Origin of the sequence: Flagellimonas eckloniae, assembly GCF_001413955.1 — a bacterium.
GTDB lineage: Bacteria > Bacteroidota > Bacteroidia > Flavobacteriales > Flavobacteriaceae > Flagellimonas > Flagellimonas eckloniae.
Window position 1 is genome coordinate 3,059,835 of sequence record NZ_LCTZ01000002.1, and the last position, 18,320, is coordinate 3,078,154.

General features: G+C 38.4%; 16 protein-coding genes and 1 tRNA gene. 6 read left to right on the forward strand and 11 right to left on the reverse strand.

What is annotated here, in order from left to right:
- Positions 1 to 66 precede the first annotated feature (66 nt).
- The 3 genes from AAY42_RS13095 to AAY42_RS13105 are packed head-to-tail and all read left to right on the forward strand — an operon-like array spanning position 67 to position 3,403.
- Positions 67 to 417 (forward strand): four helix bundle protein, encoded by a 351-nt coding sequence (locus AAY42_RS13095; RefSeq protein WP_055395944.1) that lies wholly within the window; start codon positions 67 to 69, stop codon positions 415 to 417.
- A gap of 34 nt (positions 418 to 451) precedes the next feature.
- Positions 452 to 2,140, forward strand: coding sequence for a single-stranded-DNA-specific exonuclease RecJ (gene recJ / locus AAY42_RS13100; protein WP_055395946.1), 1,689 nt, complete (start codon positions 452 to 454; stop codon positions 2,138 to 2,140).
- Between the two features lie 6 nt (positions 2,141 to 2,146).
- Positions 2,147 to 3,403, forward strand: a complete 1,257-nt coding sequence (locus tag AAY42_RS13105; protein ID WP_055395948.1) for an MFS transporter — start codon at positions 2,147 to 2,149, stop codon at positions 3,401 to 3,403.
- Here the strand turns inward: AAY42_RS13105 and AAY42_RS13110 are convergent.
- From AAY42_RS13110 to AAY42_RS13125, 4 genes are all read right to left on the reverse strand, one after another.
- A complete protein-coding gene (locus AAY42_RS13110; RefSeq protein WP_055395951.1) occupies positions 3,400 to 4,167 on the reverse strand; it encodes a UDP-2,3-diacylglucosamine diphosphatase in 768 nt (255 codons plus the stop codon). The two genes, AAY42_RS13105 and AAY42_RS13110, sit on opposite strands and share 4 nt — an antisense overlap.
- Before the next feature lie 163 nt (positions 4,168 to 4,330).
- A complete protein-coding gene (locus AAY42_RS13115; protein WP_055395953.1) occupies positions 4,331 to 5,098 on the reverse strand; it encodes an enoyl-CoA hydratase/isomerase family protein in 768 nt (255 codons plus the stop codon).
- 26 nt (positions 5,099 to 5,124) lie between these two features.
- On the reverse strand, positions 5,125 to 6,459 hold the full coding sequence (locus AAY42_RS13120) for an MATE family efflux transporter (protein ID WP_055395954.1): 1,335 nt from the start codon (positions 6,457 to 6,459) through the stop codon (positions 5,125 to 5,127).
- A 12-nt stretch (positions 6,460 to 6,471) separates the two neighbouring features.
- Positions 6,472 to 6,972, reverse strand: a complete 501-nt coding sequence (locus AAY42_RS13125) for a GNAT family N-acetyltransferase (RefSeq protein WP_055395956.1) — start codon at positions 6,970 to 6,972, stop codon at positions 6,472 to 6,474.
- Between the two features lie 53 nt (positions 6,973 to 7,025).
- On the opposite strand from AAY42_RS13125, the gene AAY42_RS13130 reads away from it, so the two are divergent.
- Complete coding sequence (locus tag AAY42_RS13130; RefSeq protein ID WP_055395958.1) at positions 7,026 to 7,823, forward strand: universal stress protein; 798 nt, start codon at positions 7,026 to 7,028, stop codon at positions 7,821 to 7,823.
- 55 nt (positions 7,824 to 7,878) lie between these two features.
- A tRNA-Ala gene (locus tag AAY42_RS13135) sits at positions 7,879 to 7,952 on the forward strand.
- 147 nt (positions 7,953 to 8,099) lie between these two features.
- Here AAY42_RS13135 and AAY42_RS13140 read toward each other — a convergent pair.
- The 3 genes from AAY42_RS13140 to AAY42_RS13150 all read right to left on the reverse strand — a co-directional run bounded on the left by AAY42_RS13140 (position 8,100) and on the right by AAY42_RS13150 (position 12,087).
- On the reverse strand, positions 8,100 to 9,251 hold the full coding sequence (locus AAY42_RS13140; RefSeq protein ID WP_055395960.1) for a DUF819 family protein: 1,152 nt from the start codon (positions 9,249 to 9,251) through the stop codon (positions 8,100 to 8,102).
- Positions 9,244 to 10,761 (reverse strand): M20/M25/M40 family metallo-hydrolase, encoded by a 1,518-nt coding sequence (locus tag AAY42_RS13145; protein WP_055395962.1) that lies wholly within the window; start codon positions 10,759 to 10,761, stop codon positions 9,244 to 9,246. The genes AAY42_RS13140 and AAY42_RS13145 overlap by 8 nt, the downstream gene beginning before the upstream one ends.
- 174 nt (positions 10,762 to 10,935) lie before the next feature.
- Entirely contained in the window at positions 10,936 to 12,087 is a 1,152-nt protein-coding gene (locus tag AAY42_RS13150; RefSeq protein WP_055395964.1) for an SIS domain-containing protein, read from the reverse strand.
- A 195-nt stretch (positions 12,088 to 12,282) separates the two neighbouring features.
- On the opposite strand from AAY42_RS13150, the gene agaR reads away from it, so the two are divergent.
- Positions 12,283 to 13,068 (forward strand): transcriptional repressor AgaR, encoded by a 786-nt coding sequence (gene agaR / locus AAY42_RS13155; protein ID WP_055395966.1) that lies wholly within the window; start codon positions 12,283 to 12,285, stop codon positions 13,066 to 13,068.
- 61 nt (positions 13,069 to 13,129) lie between these two features.
- On the opposite strand, the gene AAY42_RS13160 is transcribed toward agaR, so the two are convergent.
- From AAY42_RS13160 to AAY42_RS13175, 4 genes are read right to left on the reverse strand one after another with little or no spacing between them, the layout of a single operon-like run.
- Positions 13,130 to 14,224 carry an acyltransferase family protein gene (locus AAY42_RS13160; RefSeq protein ID WP_082433441.1) on the reverse strand — a complete coding sequence of 365 codons (1,095 nt, stop codon included), beginning with the start codon at positions 14,222 to 14,224 and terminating at the stop codon, positions 13,130 to 13,132.
- A 5-nt stretch (positions 14,225 to 14,229) separates the two neighbouring features.
- The gene (locus AAY42_RS13165; RefSeq protein ID WP_175288769.1) at positions 14,230 to 15,753 is read right to left on the reverse strand and encodes a DUF4832 domain-containing protein; all 1,524 of its coding nucleotides are present in this window, start codon (positions 15,751 to 15,753) and stop codon (positions 14,230 to 14,232) included.
- Positions 15,754 to 15,794: 41 nt separating this feature from the next.
- A complete protein-coding gene (locus AAY42_RS13170) occupies positions 15,795 to 16,712 on the reverse strand; it encodes an EamA family transporter (RefSeq protein ID WP_055395972.1) in 918 nt (305 codons plus the stop codon).
- Between the two features lie 18 nt (positions 16,713 to 16,730).
- A complete protein-coding gene (locus tag AAY42_RS13175) occupies positions 16,731 to 18,269 on the reverse strand; it encodes a hypothetical protein (RefSeq protein ID WP_222836842.1) in 1,539 nt (512 codons plus the stop codon).
- Positions 18,270 to 18,320: the final 51 nt, after the last annotated feature.

The following is an 18,320-nucleotide window of genomic DNA, read 5'->3' on the forward strand; positions in this document are numbered from 1 at the left end:
ACAAGTTTCAGAAACAACTGGAATGGATTTTATTTCAACCTCAAATTAATTTTAGTCAATGATTTTATGGACAAAAAATTTGATTTAGAGGATAGATTTGTTGATTTTGCGGCGAAGATTGCGCTATTTTGCAAGGAACTGCCCAACGATTTTACGGGACAATATTATGGAAATCAACTTCTACGTTCAGGAGGAAGTGCAGCCCTAAACTTTGGTGAAGCTCTTGGAACAAATACGAATAAAGATTACGTCTACAAGGCTTCACTAACCTTAAAGGAACTTAAGGAATCACGGATTAACATAAAGATTTTAAACCGAATCGAGTACGGCTCCTATGAAATTAAAAATAGCCTGTTAAATGAATTAGAGCAGTTGATCAAGATAATTGCCACGATAATCAAAAACAAAATTCCTTGAATTTGCACTTAATTTTTGAACTTGAACTTCACCCATGAGATGGACCATAAAACCAAAACCTACCCAACAAGAGATAGAACAGCTTTCCAAAGAGCTTAAGGTAGAAAGCCTGGTATCACAACTTTTGCTGCAACGAGGGATCACAACTTATAAAGAGGCGAGGGACTTTTTTCGCCCAGAGTTGTCTCATTTGCACGACCCTTTTTTAATGAAGGATATGGACAAGGCGGTTGAGCGCATTGAAAAGGCCATTGCTTCCAATGAAAATATTTTGGTGTATGGTGACTATGATGTGGACGGTACTACATCGGTAGCCCTGTTATCATCATACCTCATGGAAGAGTACCCCAATGTGGCCACTTATATTCCAGACCGATATTCAGAAGGGTATGGGGTGTCACTTCAGGGAATAGATTTTGCCTCAGACAATGGGTTTTCCTTGATAATTGCCTTGGATTGTGGGGTAAAAGCCATTGAACAGGTAAAATATGCCAAAGAGAAAGAAATAGATTTTATCATATGCGATCATCATAGGCCCGGGGATACGTTGCCGGAAGCAATCGCTATTCTTGACCCAAAACGAGCAGATTGCGAATATCCATACAAAGAACTTTGTGGTTGCGGAGTGGGCTTTAAGCTAATTCAGGCTTTGGCATCCAAAAAAGGGGAAACTGCGAAAGACCTTATACTGTATTTTGATTTGGTGGCTACCGCAATTGGAGCCGACATTGTTCCCATAACCGGAGAGAATCGGGTATTGGCATATTATGGATTGCAGGTAATAAATGCCAATCCAAGAATTGGGTTCAAAGCGATTATTGACCAAATCAAAAAGCAAACATTGACCATAACCGATGTTGTCTTTATAATAGCTCCGCGAATCAATGCTGCTGGTAGAATGAAACATGGTCAACATGCCGTAAACCTTTTGGTTGAAACGGATTTGAATGTTGCACAAAAATTTGCAAAAGAGATTGAGCAGTTTAATTCGGATAGAAGAAATCTGGATAAAGAGATTACCAAAGAGGCATTGCTGCAGATTCAGGAAAATGAGGAAGAAGATAGATTTACATCCGTTGTTTACGACGAAAACTGGCATAAAGGAGTCATTGGGATTGTAGCTTCGCGACTTACGGAAACGTATTATCGCCCCACATTGGTCTTTACCAAAAGCGGAGGCAAGTTGGCCGCCTCTGCGCGATCTGTAAAAGGGTTTGATGTATATGAGGCTTTGGAAGGGTGCACGGAATGTTTGGAGCAATTTGGTGGACACAAATATGCTGCAGGACTGACATTGCTGGAAGAAAACTACGAAAAGTTTAAAACCCAATTTGAAAAAGTAGTTTCTGAAAGTATTGACCCAAGTTTATTGCAGCCAGAACTTACCATTGATACCAATATTGAGTTAGACCAAGTTACCCCAAAATTGATGCGGATCCTAAAACAGTTCGCTCCTTTTGGCCCCGGAAATATGACCCCAGTTTTTATGGCTGAAAAAATTCATGATACCGGATATGCAAAATGTGTGGGTGAAGACGAGAAGCACTTGAAACTAACAGCTTGTCAAAATGGTTCAGCACCTATTGGAGCAATTGGTTTTAATCTGGGCAACAAAATGGAAAACGTTAAAAACAAGAGGACATTTGATGCTGTTTTTTCCTTGGATGAGAATGAATGGAACGGGAGTGTGAGCCTACAGTTGAAATTAAGAGATATTCGTTAGATTTTTATGGACCCCTACGCAGCCCTCCGTTATAAGGAATTCAATATTTTTTTATTGGCAAGGTTCGCCATGGTCTTTGCATGGTCCATGCAGTTTATTGTAATTGAGTGGCAGGTCTATTCATTGACCAAGGATCCACTTTCACTTGGAATTATTGGGCTAATGGAAGTAATACCTGCAGTAGGGATGGCCCTTTTTGCCGGACACATTGTGGATCAAAAAGAAAAGCGAAATCTATTGATCAAATGTATCTTAGGATTTTCGGTTGTGAGTTTGGGATTGTTCTTTTTAAGTCTTCCCTCTTTGGAAACCAGTCTGGCGCCTAAAAAACTACTGTATAGCATTTATCTTTTGGTGTTTTTTGGGGGATTGGTAAGAGCTTTTTTAGGTCCTACTATTTTTTCCTTGATAGCGCTGATCGTTCCCAAGAAAATCTATCCCAATGCGGCAACATGGAGTAGTACCACATGGCAAATGGCCTCAGTTTTGGGCCCTGCCTTGGCCGGTTTTTCTATAAGTTGGGTTGGGGTACATTGGTCCATGTGCGTCATTTTTGCATTTTCGATTATCGCTTTGGTGTTTGTTTTGAGAATTTCACGGAAACCAATATTAAACCCAAAAATTGGAGAACCTGTTTTAAAAAGCCTTAAGGATGGATTAAAGTTTGTTTTCAATAGTCAAGCTATTTCAGGGGCCTTAACAATTGATATGATAGCGGTGCTATTTGGTGGTGCGGTGGCGCTTTTGCCCATATATGCGCAAGATATTTTACATGTTGGTGCGGAAGGGTTTGGAATTTTAAGAGCAGCTCCAGCAGTTGGCGCCTTAATTACCATGGTAGGCTCAACAAGATTTCCGTTACATAAATATGCAGGTAAAAAACTACTGCTATCCGTATTGGCATTTGGAGTTTGTATTCTAGTTTTTGGTGTTTCAACCTCTTTTTGGCTTTCGGTGATTGCCTTGTTTTTAAGTGGTGCCGTAGATGGGGTTTCCATGGTAATCCGCCAAACCATCCTACAACTAAAAACACCGGATCATATGCGGGGCAGGGTTGCTTCGGTAAATTCAATATTTGTTGGATCATCCAACGAACTTGGGGCTTTTGAAAGTGGGCTGGCCGCCAAACTTTTGGGAACGGTAAACGCAGTTATTTTTGGAGGTTGCATGACCATATTGACCGTTGGAGTAACTAGTTTGGTTTCGCCAAGTTTTAGAAAACTGGATTTGTCAAAAGAAGTTGAGGAACATGAAAATACCTAGCCTTCAAGCTTTTCCAAGGACAGTTTTTCCCCATCAAAAACGGCATAGGTAAAATAAGAAATCCAATCTCCTAAATTGGTATATCTGGACTTATCATTAAGTTGAATTTCCATAGGAAGGTGTCGATGGCCAAAAATAAAGTGGTCGTAGTGCTTTTGTTCCAGTTTTCTTTTGGCATACAGCACTAGCCATTCCTTATCTTCCCCCAGAAATTTGGCATCCGCATCGCCGGAAATGATTTTATTGTTTATAGAAAGGTGTTGTGCCAACCGAACCCCTAAATCTGGGTGTAACCATTTAAAGAACCATTTGGCCAAAGGGTTGATAAACACTTTTTTCATACGTTTATATCCTTTGTCATGAGGACCTAATCCATCGCCGTGACCAATAAAAAATGTGGTGCCATTTATGGTATATTGTTCGGGCTTGTGAAAAACAGGAATGTTGAGCTCTTCCTCAAAATAGCCATTCATCCATAGGTCATGGTTTCCAACAAAATAATAAATAGGAATTCCTGCATCGGATAATTCTGCCAATTTCCCCAGAGTTCTTGTAAACCCTTTGGGAACCACAGTTTTGTATTCAAACCAAAAATCGAATAAATCGCCGATCAAAAAAATCGCTGCTGCATCATTCTTAATGGAATCCAACCAAGCCACAAATTTCTTTTCTCTCGGGAGACTTGCTTTGAAGGACGGAGCACCTAGATGATTGTCACTGGCGAAGTAGACTTTTTTGCCTTTTGGAAGATTAATGTTCTTCATTTGGCAACTAAGATAAGAAAGTTAGAAATTGTTCTTTAGTTTGATTTTCTATCTTTTAAATCGTCTTCTGTTGCGTACTCTTGTAATGATGTAAATTACAACGACCAGCAAGGCCACTAAAGGGAAGACAATATCGCTATTTAAAAAAGAGAGTATATCCATATTACTTCTTAAACTTTTCCAATGCCTTTTTAGTATTTGGAGATAATGCTAATTTCCCGGATTGCTCTGCCCGTTCCAATAATAATTTGTCCCAATGCTCTGTACCTTCCCATAGTACCCGTTTCATTACAGATAGTGCTTCTGTGTTGTTGGAAGCCAACTTTTGTGCATGAAATTCGAGTTCTTTGTCTAGATCGGAAATGGAAGCAAAAACTTTGGAAAACAAACCTTTTTCCTTGGCCCAATACGCATTTTTCCATTCGGAGGGAGCAAAAGAAAGCTCGGCCAGGGCTGCTTTTCCAATTTTGCGCTCTACAGCGGGAGCAATGACCAAAGGCGCAATGCCAATGGAAATTTCAGAAAGTTTTATGGAAGCAGCTTCTGCGGCATACACATAATCGCAAGCAGACGCCAATCCAACCCCTCCACCAACGGCTTTGCCTTGAACTCGTCCAATAATAGGTTTGGAACACGTACGCATTGCATTGATAACATTGGCAAATCCACTGAAAAAAGCTTTTCCTTCTTGTTGGTTTGAAATAGCAACCAATTCATCAAATGAAGCGCCAGCACAGAAAGCACGGTCTCCTTCGGATTTTAAAATGATTATAGAAACGACTTTATCTTCTGAAAGTTTGTGAAATTCATTTGCCAAACGTTCCAACAATTCTGAAACAAAAGAATTACTGGCGGGATGACCAAACTCCACAGTTGCAATCTGGTTTTCAATTTTGGTATACAAACTTCCGTTTATTCTATCTGTAGACATTACTGTAAATTCTGTAGGATACTAAATTAAGGGTTTTGCACTAAGGGTTTGAATTTTCTTCGAAACTTCCAGACCAAAGCCAAGCCACGTATCAGCATCCAGACCACAAATGCTATCCAAATCGCATAAAAACCCCAATCCAAATATTTACCGAGATATAGGGCAGGCATGAAGCCTAAAAAAGTAGCGGACAATAGTACATTCCTCAAATATTTCATTTCCCCGAGTCCCTTGAAAAGACCATCAAAAACAAAAGCCAACGTATTCATTGGTAATCCAAGAATCACGATAAAGAAAATTCCATAAAAAGTCTCTAAAACAATTGGCTCATTTGAGAAAATGTGACCGATGGGCCGGTAAAAAACAAACCCAAAAGCCATCAACACTAAGCTTATGAGCAGACCATAGGTGATTATTTTTTTGGCCAACTTCCATAGACCTTTGTAATCTTTGGCTCCTAACAATCTTCCACCCATACTATTTCCGGCGGCACCATATCCATCAATAAAAAATGCGGCGAACAACCAAAGATTAATAGCGATTGTATGTGCTCCAATATATTTATCACCTAACGCGGTGGCCTCCCGAACGGCTATGATCAATGCTGCGTTAAGGGCCAATGCCCTAACGAATAGGTTTAAACTCATTATAACCAATCGTTTTATCTCTTTGTTCAGTGGGAAGACCAATTTTAGGCTTATTTCTGTTTTCTTTAGTAGTAATATAAAAACTAAAATAGCCATTATTGCTTGTGAAATTAAGCTTGCCAATGCCGCCCCATCCAGGTACATGGCGGGAATAAAACCATCTATTCCATAGACAAAAATGAAGTCCAATATTATATTGAGCACGGCGCCAATCAGAGCAATGATCATGGGATAAAATGTATTTTGAAGACCTCTAAAAATTCCAAAAACGGCAAATGTGAACAAGGTTAACGGAAAACCCCACACTCGAATTGAATAATAAGAAATACAGTATTTCAATATTTTACCTGAAGCCTCAAAAAGACTAAAAATTTCTTCAACTATAAAAATGGTAGAAAGCAAGAGAATGATACTTAGAAGAATATTGAAGAAAATAGCTTGGGCTGGCAAGTTTTTTACTTCTTCCAATTTCCCTGCTCCCAAATATTGAGAGATTATTGCAGAAATTGAGCTTCGCGTCTGTCCCAATACCCAAATAAGCATGGATAAAAAGGAACCTACAATTCCAGCGGCGGCCAAAGATTCCAGCCCATCAACGGGGATATTCCCAACAATAGCGGTATCCGTAATGGAAAGGATGGGTTCCGCAATACCAGAAATGGTAGCGGGAACGGCCAGTTGGTTAATGCTCTTAAAGTTGACTTCTGTTCTCAAAGTCAGTGCAAGTTACAGCACTAATTCGTAACAATGAAAAGGATGCGCACTTTGTTTTGGAAAGAAAATATCCCCTAGCTTTTGGTATCCCCTTTGTTCGTAGAAGCGTTGGTTCCTTTTGTTCTGTGAAAAGGTATCCAAGCGTACGGATGTAAAACCATTTTTACGGGAATAGTCCTCTGCAAAATCCATCATTTCTTGAGCAAACCCCTTACCTTGATGATTCGGATGAATACAGACACGATGAATATAAGTGTTGTTTCCGTTGGGAGTTACCCATTTAATGGGAATATATTCATCATCCATATAGGTCGAGATTACAATGGCCCCAATTATTTTTCCATTGAGCTCCTTTGCATAGAGTTCATTGCGTTTCACATCATTTACAAAAGCCTCCTTTTTTGGATAATGTTCGTTCCATTGAAAAATTCCATTTTCCTGCATTTTGATAGCGCAGGCCCGGGTTATGGTAAGGATATCCGCAATTTCAGATATCTTTGCATGTCTTATCATAGATTGGTTTCAATTAAATTGTAAATTTAAGGTATAATCATAATCACCATATAATGAATAATATACTTGTGCCCATAGGGACTTCTCCCAATTCATCCAATACACTTCAATATGCCATTGACTTTGCAGCAAATTTTGGAGCTAAGGTCTTTGTAATGGACGTGTTTACGGTGACTTCAGGAACGGGAAGTCTTGCTAATGTAGAAGAGAAAGTGGCCAGAAGCAGCAAGGAACGATTAAAGGAGATTATTGACAAAACCGATACTAAAGCTATTGAAATAAAAGTAGCTACCTATAATGGGGATATAATAAGTGGACTTAAAAGTATTGATAAGGAGATTGGGATTGACCTAATTATTATTGCCCCGCGGAGTAATGCAATAGAAGATGAGCTTTATTTAGGTAATACTTCGGGTAGAATAGTAAAACAGACCAATATTCCCACATTGATTGTTCCTAAAGGAACTGTATTTAAGCCTGTTAAAAGGATTATGACTGCTTTTGGGTCTGGTATTGTTAAAAGAAATAGAATATTGAATCCTTTAATTGCAATAAAAGATAAATTTAGGGCCGAAGTCAGCTTACTCCTGGTTAAAAGACCAGGGTATTCGGAGGAAGATTTACAGGTAAATACGGCGCTTTTGGATTTAAGCCAACAATTGAACATGACAGAACATGCTACCACTTATTTGGGTGTTTTAGAGCATTTTCAAAAAGAACAACCAGACATGCTATGTGTGTTTAGAAGAAAACGGGGGTTCTTTAAAAAATTATGGGAGAAAAATACAGTTCCAAAATCTGAGTTTTTTGTTTCCATCCCGGTTTTAGTATTGAGTGTAAAAAAGGAATAACGCTTTAGTGTTCATTTTGAAACTATTCTAAAATGTCTTTCCTTTGCGCTCGCTTGGGGGATTAGCTCAGTTGGCTAGAGCGCTTGCCTGGCAGGCAAGAGGTCACCGGTTCGACTCCGGTATTCTCCACAAGTGTTTATAGGGCTTCAAGAGTTTTTGACTTTTGAAGCTTTTTTCATTTGCACGCAAAACTGGTTTTAAAACATGCTTAGTAGTATTTGATACAAATAGATCTATTTAAACTTCTCTAAATAGGTTTTTAAGAAAATACCATGATTATAGCAATCCAAATAAATAGATGGTCAACATACCCCAGCTTGTGCCAGTGACCATACTTAAAATGGCCAGAACAATGGCATGCGGCATCAACTCTTTTTTATAGGCAGAAGTAACCGCTGGAGCAGTAGAGATTCCCCCAAGATTGGCCATACTGCCTATGGCAACCCAAGCTATGTTGGTTTTAAGCAATCGAGCTGTAATCAACATCGTCAAAAAATGTAGAATCAGCCAAATCAGCACCAAAAAAATGAGGTTGATCGGCAAGGAAAGATTTGAGAAGTTCAGTTTAAGACCTAAAATGGCCATGATCAGGATAATAGAAAACCCGGCTAACTTCAACACCAATTTATGATTCCATAAGGGGTTAAGATTTCCCAACAACAACCCTATAATGGATAAAACTACCACGCCCATCAGAAAAGACATTGAAATTAAGGAAGCCAAAATCATAACAATTATAATGGTCCCTATGGTTACCAAGTTTAAAATCCTAAGGCTTACCTTTCCTTTTGACTCTGGAGGTTCTACTATAGGAAATTCCGAATCTATTCCCCATGCTTTATTTATACGATTGCTCTTTTTGATAAATTGAAACATCAAAATTGTCCAAATATTTACCAAAATGTTGTCCAATACCAGAATGGAAAGAAATATTGCTTCGGGTGTTTCTGCTAACTCCTTTAATACCAATTGACTTGTACTGCCCCCTATCCAACCGCCCACAATAGGGATAAGTCCTTTCCAATATCCGTTTCCAATAAACAGTGTGGTGTTTTCTGGATTAAAAAAGCCAAAAACCAGTACCAGTAAAACAGGAAGTGTAGCAATTACCAATGATCCCATACCAAATACTATAATCGGCTTTACCCCAACTATTTTTAGCTGTTTGAATGATAAAGCACTCATTACGGTGAGTATGGTAAAGGGGATGATCCATGACCTGCTCAAATCATGAAGGAAAACTTTTGATAGGTCAATTCCTGAGAGGTGTGTGAATGCAGCTGGGATGACATAGGCAAACAGTATTGCTGGAAACCAATCAAGAATCAACGTTATCCATTTGCTGTTGATTTTGCCAATCCATAGTACAAATAGCACAGTAAACAGCACAACCCCTGATGCTATAAGGAAGAGTGTTAGATCACTCATAGTTTTGGGTTAGGATGCCCAAACACATCTTAAGACCTTCATGAAAATTCCCCAACCGTAGGTTTTCATTGGGTGCATGAATGCTATTGTCCGGATTTGGAATTCTTACAGAGATTGCGGGAACTCCGAGTACTGAAATAAAGGGAGCAATGGGTTGAGACCCGCCAGTGGATTGCATTCGAATATAATTTCCACTACCGAAAACATGTTCCATTGCCAAATCCAACCAATTTCCAAGTGGGGAGTTTAAATCCGTTCTAAAAGGCCTTGATCCAATGCGGGATTCTACTTTAATAAGCTTGGAATGTGTTCTTCTTTCATTTGGTGTGGGTTCTCCATTCAAAATGTAAAAGCCCTGAGATGCAATGAAACCCTTTACCAGTTCAATTTGCCTTTCTGCTGGAGTTTCCGGTACCAATCGCATATCAATTTCTACCAGTGCCTTAGCCGGGATGATGGTGCGTACCTGGTCTTCCACCCATGCCGCACGCAATCCGCGTGCGTTCAAAGATGGATATTGTAAGGCTTCTTGGTAGGTTGCCCCTATGGATTCAGGTTGGGCGATTCCCAAGGTCTCCAATAATTCCCTACGATTCTCTGGGACAGCGTTGACCAACTTCTTTCGATTCTCGCTCATTTCGATTCCCTCATAAAAACCTGGTATTTGAACGATTCCTTTTTCATCCTTCATGGAACCCAATAATCGGGATAGCGCAAAAACTGGGTTTGGAGCGTAATTTCCGTATTGGCCCGAATGTAAATCTTTATTCGCACCATACACCGTTAATTTCATTGTGGCTATTCCCCGGGCCCCAAACATCAAGGTTGGAAGGTTCCCTGGGGGACGTGTACCATCCATAATGAGCATGGCATCTGCCGAAAACCTATCGCGATTTTTTTCTACCAATTCAGGTAGGGTTGGGGAACCCAATTCTTCTTGAAAATCCATAATGACCTTAATATTAAAGCCAGGATTTATTTTCTTCTCTTTAAGAATCCTTAAGGTTTGTATAAATGCGATTGCAGGTCCTTTGGAATCGGATGCCGAACGTGCAAAGATCTTCCAGTCTGGATTAAAGTCTTTAGTCAGTTTGTCCCAAGGAATGATTTGACAGTCATTTTCACTACACTCCTTTAGAACAGGGATATATGGACTTTTCTGCTTCCATTGAGAGGAATCAACCGGCTGACCATCTATTTGTAGGTAAAAGAGAATGGTACGTTTAGCTCGTTTAAATTTTCGTTCCGCGAATAAGTGCTTCACACCATTGGAAATCAGAACATCTGTTTCAAAATCCAAAGCTTGGAAGTTCGTTTGGCACCAGTCCAAATTTTTATTGATATTGTCTGTTGATTTTCCGTAGTTGGGAAGTCTTAAAAAATCTCTTAAGGTAGATAGGCCATCGATAAAATATTCATCGGCAAGTTCATGTATTCTTTCTTTTTTTAGGCTTTGACCTGAAATAGAAATAGTTATTAAAAATAGTAAGAAGGCTAAAATGACTCTCATGAATTAAATTTAACCAAAACTTTAGACTTTATTTTCAAAAAACACTTGTCTTACTTGTAGTTGTGATTAAGTATATGATAACTCTTGAAACACTTTTATTTCATAAAGAAAATGGATTATTTAAATTCTATGTACCTTATAAGTATGACATATAAGAATTAGTGGAGAAGATCTCTAATATATGGTAACACCTTTAACAACTCGAGAAATAGCCCCACTTAATGATGGAGAATCTGGGCTTAGTCCTTTATCGAGTGATTTGTAAAAGCCCAGAAGTTGACCCAGTATAATATTAGAAACGGATAAATATTCCTCCTCAACATAAGTTTTGTTGTCAGATAGGACTATAAGTTCATCTATATCGACATCCTTTAAAGACTTTTCAGAGATACCTATTTGAGCAATTGGTCTTTTTCCATCGTTCATGGCTTCAACCAAATCCTTTTCATAACGCAGTACGTCATCCATATTGGACAAATAATATACTACTAATGTGTTTTCATCAACAACTGCCTTAGGACCATGCCGAAAACCAAGGTAAGAGTCATTTTTGCAAATTACCTCACCATCTGTTAATTCTTGTAATTTAAGATGAGATTCCATTGCGGTCCCATATTGTGGTCCAGACCCTAAAAACACTGCCCGATTAAAAGGTAATTTGGCTACCTTTTTTATAAGTTCAAGATGTTGGGTAAGTATTAAATCTCCATACAATGCAAGCTTACCGACTGTTTTCTTGAGTTTATTAATGTTTGTAATATCATTAATTAGTAAAGCCGCTAAGAGCATTCCAGAATAACTTCCGGTCATGGCAAGACTTTTATCATCTGCCTCGGGGGGAAGTATAAAAACATATCCGTTGTTTTTAATGCTATGTTTTGCAAGATTCCCTTCAGAATTACAGGTAATTATTAAGTGATTGCACTCGCCAGAATATTCGTCTGCTAATTTTACCGCCGCAACACTTTCCGGGCTATTGCCGGATCTGGCAAATGAAATAAGCAATATGGACTCTGAAGAGTTAAAATAGTTTTTTGGATGCGAAACTAAATGTGTTGTAGCAACAGATACAGTTGGGATGTTAGTTTTACGTAAAACAGTTCCTTCAATTGAATAACCTATATACCCGCTGGTTCCTGCTCCTGTGAGTATGATTTTTTTTGTCTTTTTAAGAGCACTTTTCATATAAGATTGTATCTCTTCTTTTTCGACAACAATCTTTTCAAAAATATCTATCCACAGTTTGGGCTGTCCAGCTATTTCCTTAGCCGTAAATATAGCGCCATTTTTTGTCAAAATGGTTTCATCAATATTAAGATACTTCATTTTTATTGGTTATTTATGATTTCGAAAAACTTTCAAAACATTTCTTTACAAATTTACAAAAGTTATTTAAACTTTAAATATAAATATTATTGTTTGCAAAACATTGCTAAAATGATAATGTTTGGTATCTTTTCAAGATTATTTCATAAAATACTCATTTTGTGTTTTTAAAGAATGTGCAATCACTAAATAAACATGGAAAAAAAGAATAAAAAACGCTCGACAGTTGAAAGACGGAAAAAAATTCTCAATATGCTTGATGAAAACGGCCAAGTCTTTGTGCACGAGTTGAGTGACGAGTTTAAAGTAAGTGAAGTTACCATTAGAAATGACCTTGACCTATTTGAATCAAAAAAGCTTCTGTTGCGCTCAAGGGGCGGTGCAATGAAATATGAAAACTCCGTTAGTATGGATTTTCAAATTTCGGATAAAGATAAAATCCATTACGCAGAAAAGATAAAAATTGGAAAAAAAGCAGCGGCACTGGTAAATAATGGAGAAACGATTATTGTGGATTCGGGCACTACAACTATGGAAATCGTTAAAAACTTGAATCCCAGTTATTCTTATAATGTTATTACAAATGCCTTCAATATTGCAAATCAGCTAATTAATGCCCAGAATATAAATATTATTGTGCCGGGCGGAACCTTAAGGAAAAACTCCCATTCTTTAGTAGGTCCCCTTGCCGAAAAGAGTCTTCGCAATTTCTATGTGGACAAGGTTTTTATCGGAGTTGATGGCTTTGATACTTCACAAGGTGCTTTTACGCCCAACATTGAAGAAGCATCTCTAAACCAGGTTATGATCGATATTGCCAAAGAAGTAATTTTAGTTGCTGATTCCAGTAAGTTTCAGCGACGTAGTTTGGCTTTTATATGTCCTTTGGACAAAATCGATATTGTAGTTACTGATGAGAAAATAAGTAAAGAGGATTTGAAAAAATTAGAAGAAGTTAAAATAAAGGTAATTATTGCCTAAGGGTTTAGATTATAGGCTATTAGTAATAAGTAATTCTTTACTTTGAATAGGTAATAGGGGACTATATTTTTATGAAAGTCTTTTTTTTGTACATATACCAAAGGATAAAATAAAGTATGCCAAAACCTCCAATAGCTAATATCATCTCATGGTAATCTCCGGTATACTGTTCTAATCCGAAGAGAATATGATTTGAAATTTCTGAGAAGTTAAAAACATGGGACAGCACATAGGCCGTGATTGCATTCATGCCAATTACTTTCAGCGGAAATGTCCACTTATCCTTTCCTTTAATGTCAATAATCCAATAGAATAATGCCATCAATAGAAAACAAACCCCAGATGACGCCAAAACAAAAGAACTTGTCCAAATCTTCTTGACAATTGGGTGAAACTGGCCAACCAGAAATCCTAATAGTATTCCAACAATTCCATAGACCAAAAGCCGCACTGCAACTTGTTTTCTCGGAAGTCTGGATTTAATAAGTTCTCCAGCAAACAAGCCAGACAAAGTGGTCGCTGTGAATCCAAATCCAGTAAGCACCCATGAGTATTGGGAGCCATACTCTTGAAACCTTCCCAGTATAAGACGATCAAAATATATTGCATAATTTTCGTCGGGCAGTAATCTGCTTCTTCCTATTTCTGGTAAGGACGGTAAGGTTAACAGCCCTATATAAGTTAAAAGACAAGCTGCAAATGCGATGTAACGCCATTTCTTTGTTAAATGGACATACATTAGCACTGAAAAGAAATACCCGACAGCAATAGCTTGTAGGGTATTATTAAAAACACTGAATTCTGCACTGTCGAAAGCAAGCAAATTACCCTGTACGATCCATCCTAAAACAAATAGAATAAGAAATCGTTTAACAAGCTTTCTATATATAACACTGTTATTTACCTCTTGTTCTATTTTCTTGCCAATTGAAAAAGGAATAACCGCTCCTACAACAAATAAAAACAAGGGCATTATAATGTCATAAAATGTGCTCCCAAACCAATCGGGGTGATCAAATTGTTCTGCAAAAAACCCTGTAAAAGGTGTACCCGAACCCTTGTGTAAAGAGGCAAAGAAACGATCCGCAAAAATAATCATCAACATATCAAAACCTCTTAATATGTCGATTGAAGCTATTCGTTTACTATCCCCCATTTTTATTAGTCTACTTTAAGTGTATGCTTTAAACTGTTATACCCGGTATTCTCTTCCCATACATCTTGGTTGGCCATTCGTATTGCATATTCCGGGCGGCCTTTGATGGTTTGGTAGGCTTCTTCCAGATGCAGAAAGACATCATATTCGCCTGCCGTAAGAGTCTGTGGTAAGGAAAAGCTTTGTTTTAAAGTTACTTCCGAAAACCAACGACGTATATCTGTATCGAATTCTAAGGTGGTGATCTCATCATTGGCCTTGTTTCGCAATACCAGATTTACATTTCTTTCTTTAGTGGGCGATGCATACCCTATATTTTCAAGTATGATATCTACCTCTAAATTATCATCTGTTGTTAAAGAATCTGGGAATGTTGCAGTCTTGAGCACAAACCGATATCCAAGATTTTTCTTTATGGCCTCTATACATCCGCCCGAAGTCCAATCATTGTTCACGTCATTGTTGAAATCTGTGTTCAAATAGGTATAGTGCAATGACCTCAGGTCAATATCTGCAATGCCATCTGGCGAGCAATTGCTTTCTGGGTTGTATTCATCTGTGCAGGTTTCACCCCCTACTAGTACATACTTGCTGTCTTCTTGGAAATAGGTTTTTAAGTTGGAAATATCCGTAACTCTTTCGGAGGAGGAATTTCCATAATCTTCATAGGTTCCAAAATCATCCGCGCTTGCAAATAAACAATCGTTGTGAAATCCTATTCGTGCTTTATCAGTTTCTGAGAACGCTTCTGCTTCGGTAATTGCAGCAACATTAGTTGTAGCAGTAATGCCATATACATAACGTTGTTTCATTTGCGGATAACGTACCTGTACCATCAATTCTTTTGGAGTGGCCTCTAAAAGTGCTTTCAATACATCTATTCGGTCTTGCCAATTTTCATCCAATAACTTTCCTTGGGTTGCATTTGGCGAGGGGTCACCAAAAAAATCGGTATAATAATTTTCCCCCCAGGTGCCTATAAAACCCATTTGTACAGCAGTGATAACATCAGCATTTGTAGTTAGAACAGCACCCAATTGTTGGATTTGAGCCAAAACGACATCTTTAGGGGCGTCTCCATAAGGAGGGCAAATAAAACCTTCATTGCAATTGCCAGAATTTGAGGTTACTGTGTAAGTGAATCGCGGTATTATCTTTATACCTGCGTTTCTGGCAGCATCAAAATCAAGTTGCATGTTGTCTAAGAATGTTTGGGAAATAGTGCCATTGGTAAAATCATCAAGTATAAAATACCTGAATACCATCGTATTTATGGTTTCATAATTAGCCCCTTCCGCAGACGTTGATGTTCTGTACCCCCTTAGTTCATCTTCATCCAATACCTGATAATTACTTGCCCTCGTTTCTGAATATTTATAGAAACCACGGTCTGGGTTGGCAAAGTCTGAATCATCAACAGAATAGGTAACTGTTGTTTTGGTTGTTGTATCCGAATCAGGATTGGAAGTGTTGTCATTACTATTGCAAGACAATACAAAATAGACTAATAGTGCATATAGGTAACTCATGATTTTCATGGCAATTAAATTGATAACGTTATGTAGTGTTCCTACATAGGCTGACCATTACTAGTTATCTTCTCTTCTGGCTCTTCCTCTTCTGGGTCAATAGCCAAAAGAAAAGCGGCGACTATTGCCAAAACAATACCAGCAATTTTAAAAATACCCGGCAAGACTCCCACTACAATCATTGCTATAATAGCTGTTATCAATGGAGCACCTGCATTGGTCAGTGGTGAAACCACCATGGCCTTACCGTATCTAAATGCAAATACCAGGCAAAGAGCACCAATTGCATTTAATATTTGTATTCCAGCTGCAAGCCATGGGCCATTTGCACCCCAATTGATTTCTTGTGTAAAATCGGTCATTAAAAGTGCCACAGGGATGATTAACAAACCTGTTATCATCATATAGAAAAAAATACTTTCGGCATTCATGATTTTGTTTGCAAACTTCATAAAATACGCCTGAATGCCCCATGCGGCCAATACAAGAACGGCCAAAATAAACCATGAAACACCATAGTTTCCTGATTCATTTCCTGTTGAATATTCAAATAACGGAAGTGCGATTATGGCAAGCACAATACCTATAGTTCCTTTTAGGCCTGTTCGCTCCTTCAGAAAGAAATAGGACAAAACAATTGTTATCACAGGAGAAAGGGATATTATAGGAAAGATAAGATAGGTTGGCCCTACCGTTACGGCATGAAAAAGGACCATCTGCCCACCAGCTCCCAAAAGACCGATTAGACAACCATAAAAGATAGATTTTTTATCGTACTGTAATTTCCAGTTGATACGATTTAGCACAAAAATGGCCGGGGGAATCATAGTAATTGCCCATACACAATAGATTAAGGTATCTGGAAATCCGTTTTCTGCAGGAAGCCCTGTAAAAGCCCCCCAAACACCCCAAAAAATTGTAGTTACTAAAGCGTATATCAACCAAGGTTTTGATTTCATTATATTAGTATTAGTTGGTTATAAATTTCTTTTCAAGCGCAGAGTCCCATCATTTTCGAGTTCTTGAGAGCAGGCCCATTTTATAGCATATTTTACACCCTTTACTTCTATTTCCGCTTTTAGACTTAAGGTATCCCACAGAGTATCTTTTGGAAAAGTAAAAGAAGCTTGTCTTACTTTACCTGGTAATGGGTACCCTGGATCCATACTTCCTGAAGAAACCATATTCCCTGCTTCATCAACAATAGAAATACAAAGCGCTCCAGGCACTCCAGAGATACCGTCATTGACTAATCCCAATATTAATCCGGGGTATCCATCTTTTTCAAAACACCAAATCCAAGAGGGCCGTATACGGTATCCTATATTTGCAGCAAGGCCATCTAATGGCTCCGGATGCTTTCCATAATAGCCCAAAAGGTTTTCAAAAGAGATATTGTGCCAGTTCCAAAGAGAATAATAAGTAGGGCTGACATCTTTTATATGCGCGATTATATTTTCATTTCTTGTAATTCCTTCAAAGGCGGTCTTATTGTTAACCTGTTCTGTGCGCAAACCTTGCTCTATTGTAGCTCCTATCCATGGAGGTCTGTTGCTCAAAGCATCTATTTGAGAGGTTTCTATGAAAATAGTATCGGTACGTAACCAATTGTATGAGCGTATAGTTCTATCCAATATTTCAGAATTTCCAACATTGCTGTAATCAGGTTGTGTATTGGTCACCAATGGTGTTTTGGTCCAGTTGGCAATTTGATGTTCAAACATTTCAATACATGTTTTTTCTGCGGTATGATAATCTGGAAAAGGGTTGCCATTAAAAGGCCATGTATGCCCTTCTCCCCAAAATCCGTACATGCACGTATCAACATACTCTACCAATTCATGACCGTTATAGATTGTAGATAATAAATCATCCATATCTTTAAATGCCTTCATAAATTCTGGATGGTCATATTGTGGCGCATAATGTACTTTGCCAGGAATGCCTATTTCATCAGTAGTTCCCAATTTCACCAATGGAACCTTACCTATTAAAAAATCCGGCATGGATTCAGGCTCTATTACGGGACTCATTAACTGAATTCGAAAAGCAACTCGCTTTCCGTATTTTTTTGCCATCTCAAAGGTTAAATCCCAGTGTTCAGGAAAGTCAAGCTTTTTTGGTTCTTTTTGAATATCTCGCCAGTCTACCCTTATGTACAAAATATCACCCAAAGGAAATTTTGCAAGTTTTTCAATAGATTCACGAAGTGTTTCTCCTTCTACCTTTGGTGGGCCAACTTCATCACAAATGTAGGTTACCATGCCCATGCCAAAATTCCTTACGGGCTTGTTAGATGGGGTAGTAACCATAACAACATCTGCCCCAGGAGCTGTTGCTCCAGGACCATAATTAGAAAATGGCCCTTGATTTAGCCGGTTCTTGATGGATGGAGGTGGTCCAAAATCATATCCATCCCAGTTGTGTGGCGGTATTTTATCCTGACCATATGACCAAGTGGTACCTACCAATAACCCAACTGAGGCACTTTTTGTAATGAATGACCGACGTTTCATTTTTTTGATGGAGATATTCTGATAAAACAATTCAAATCTCTAGCTTAACTA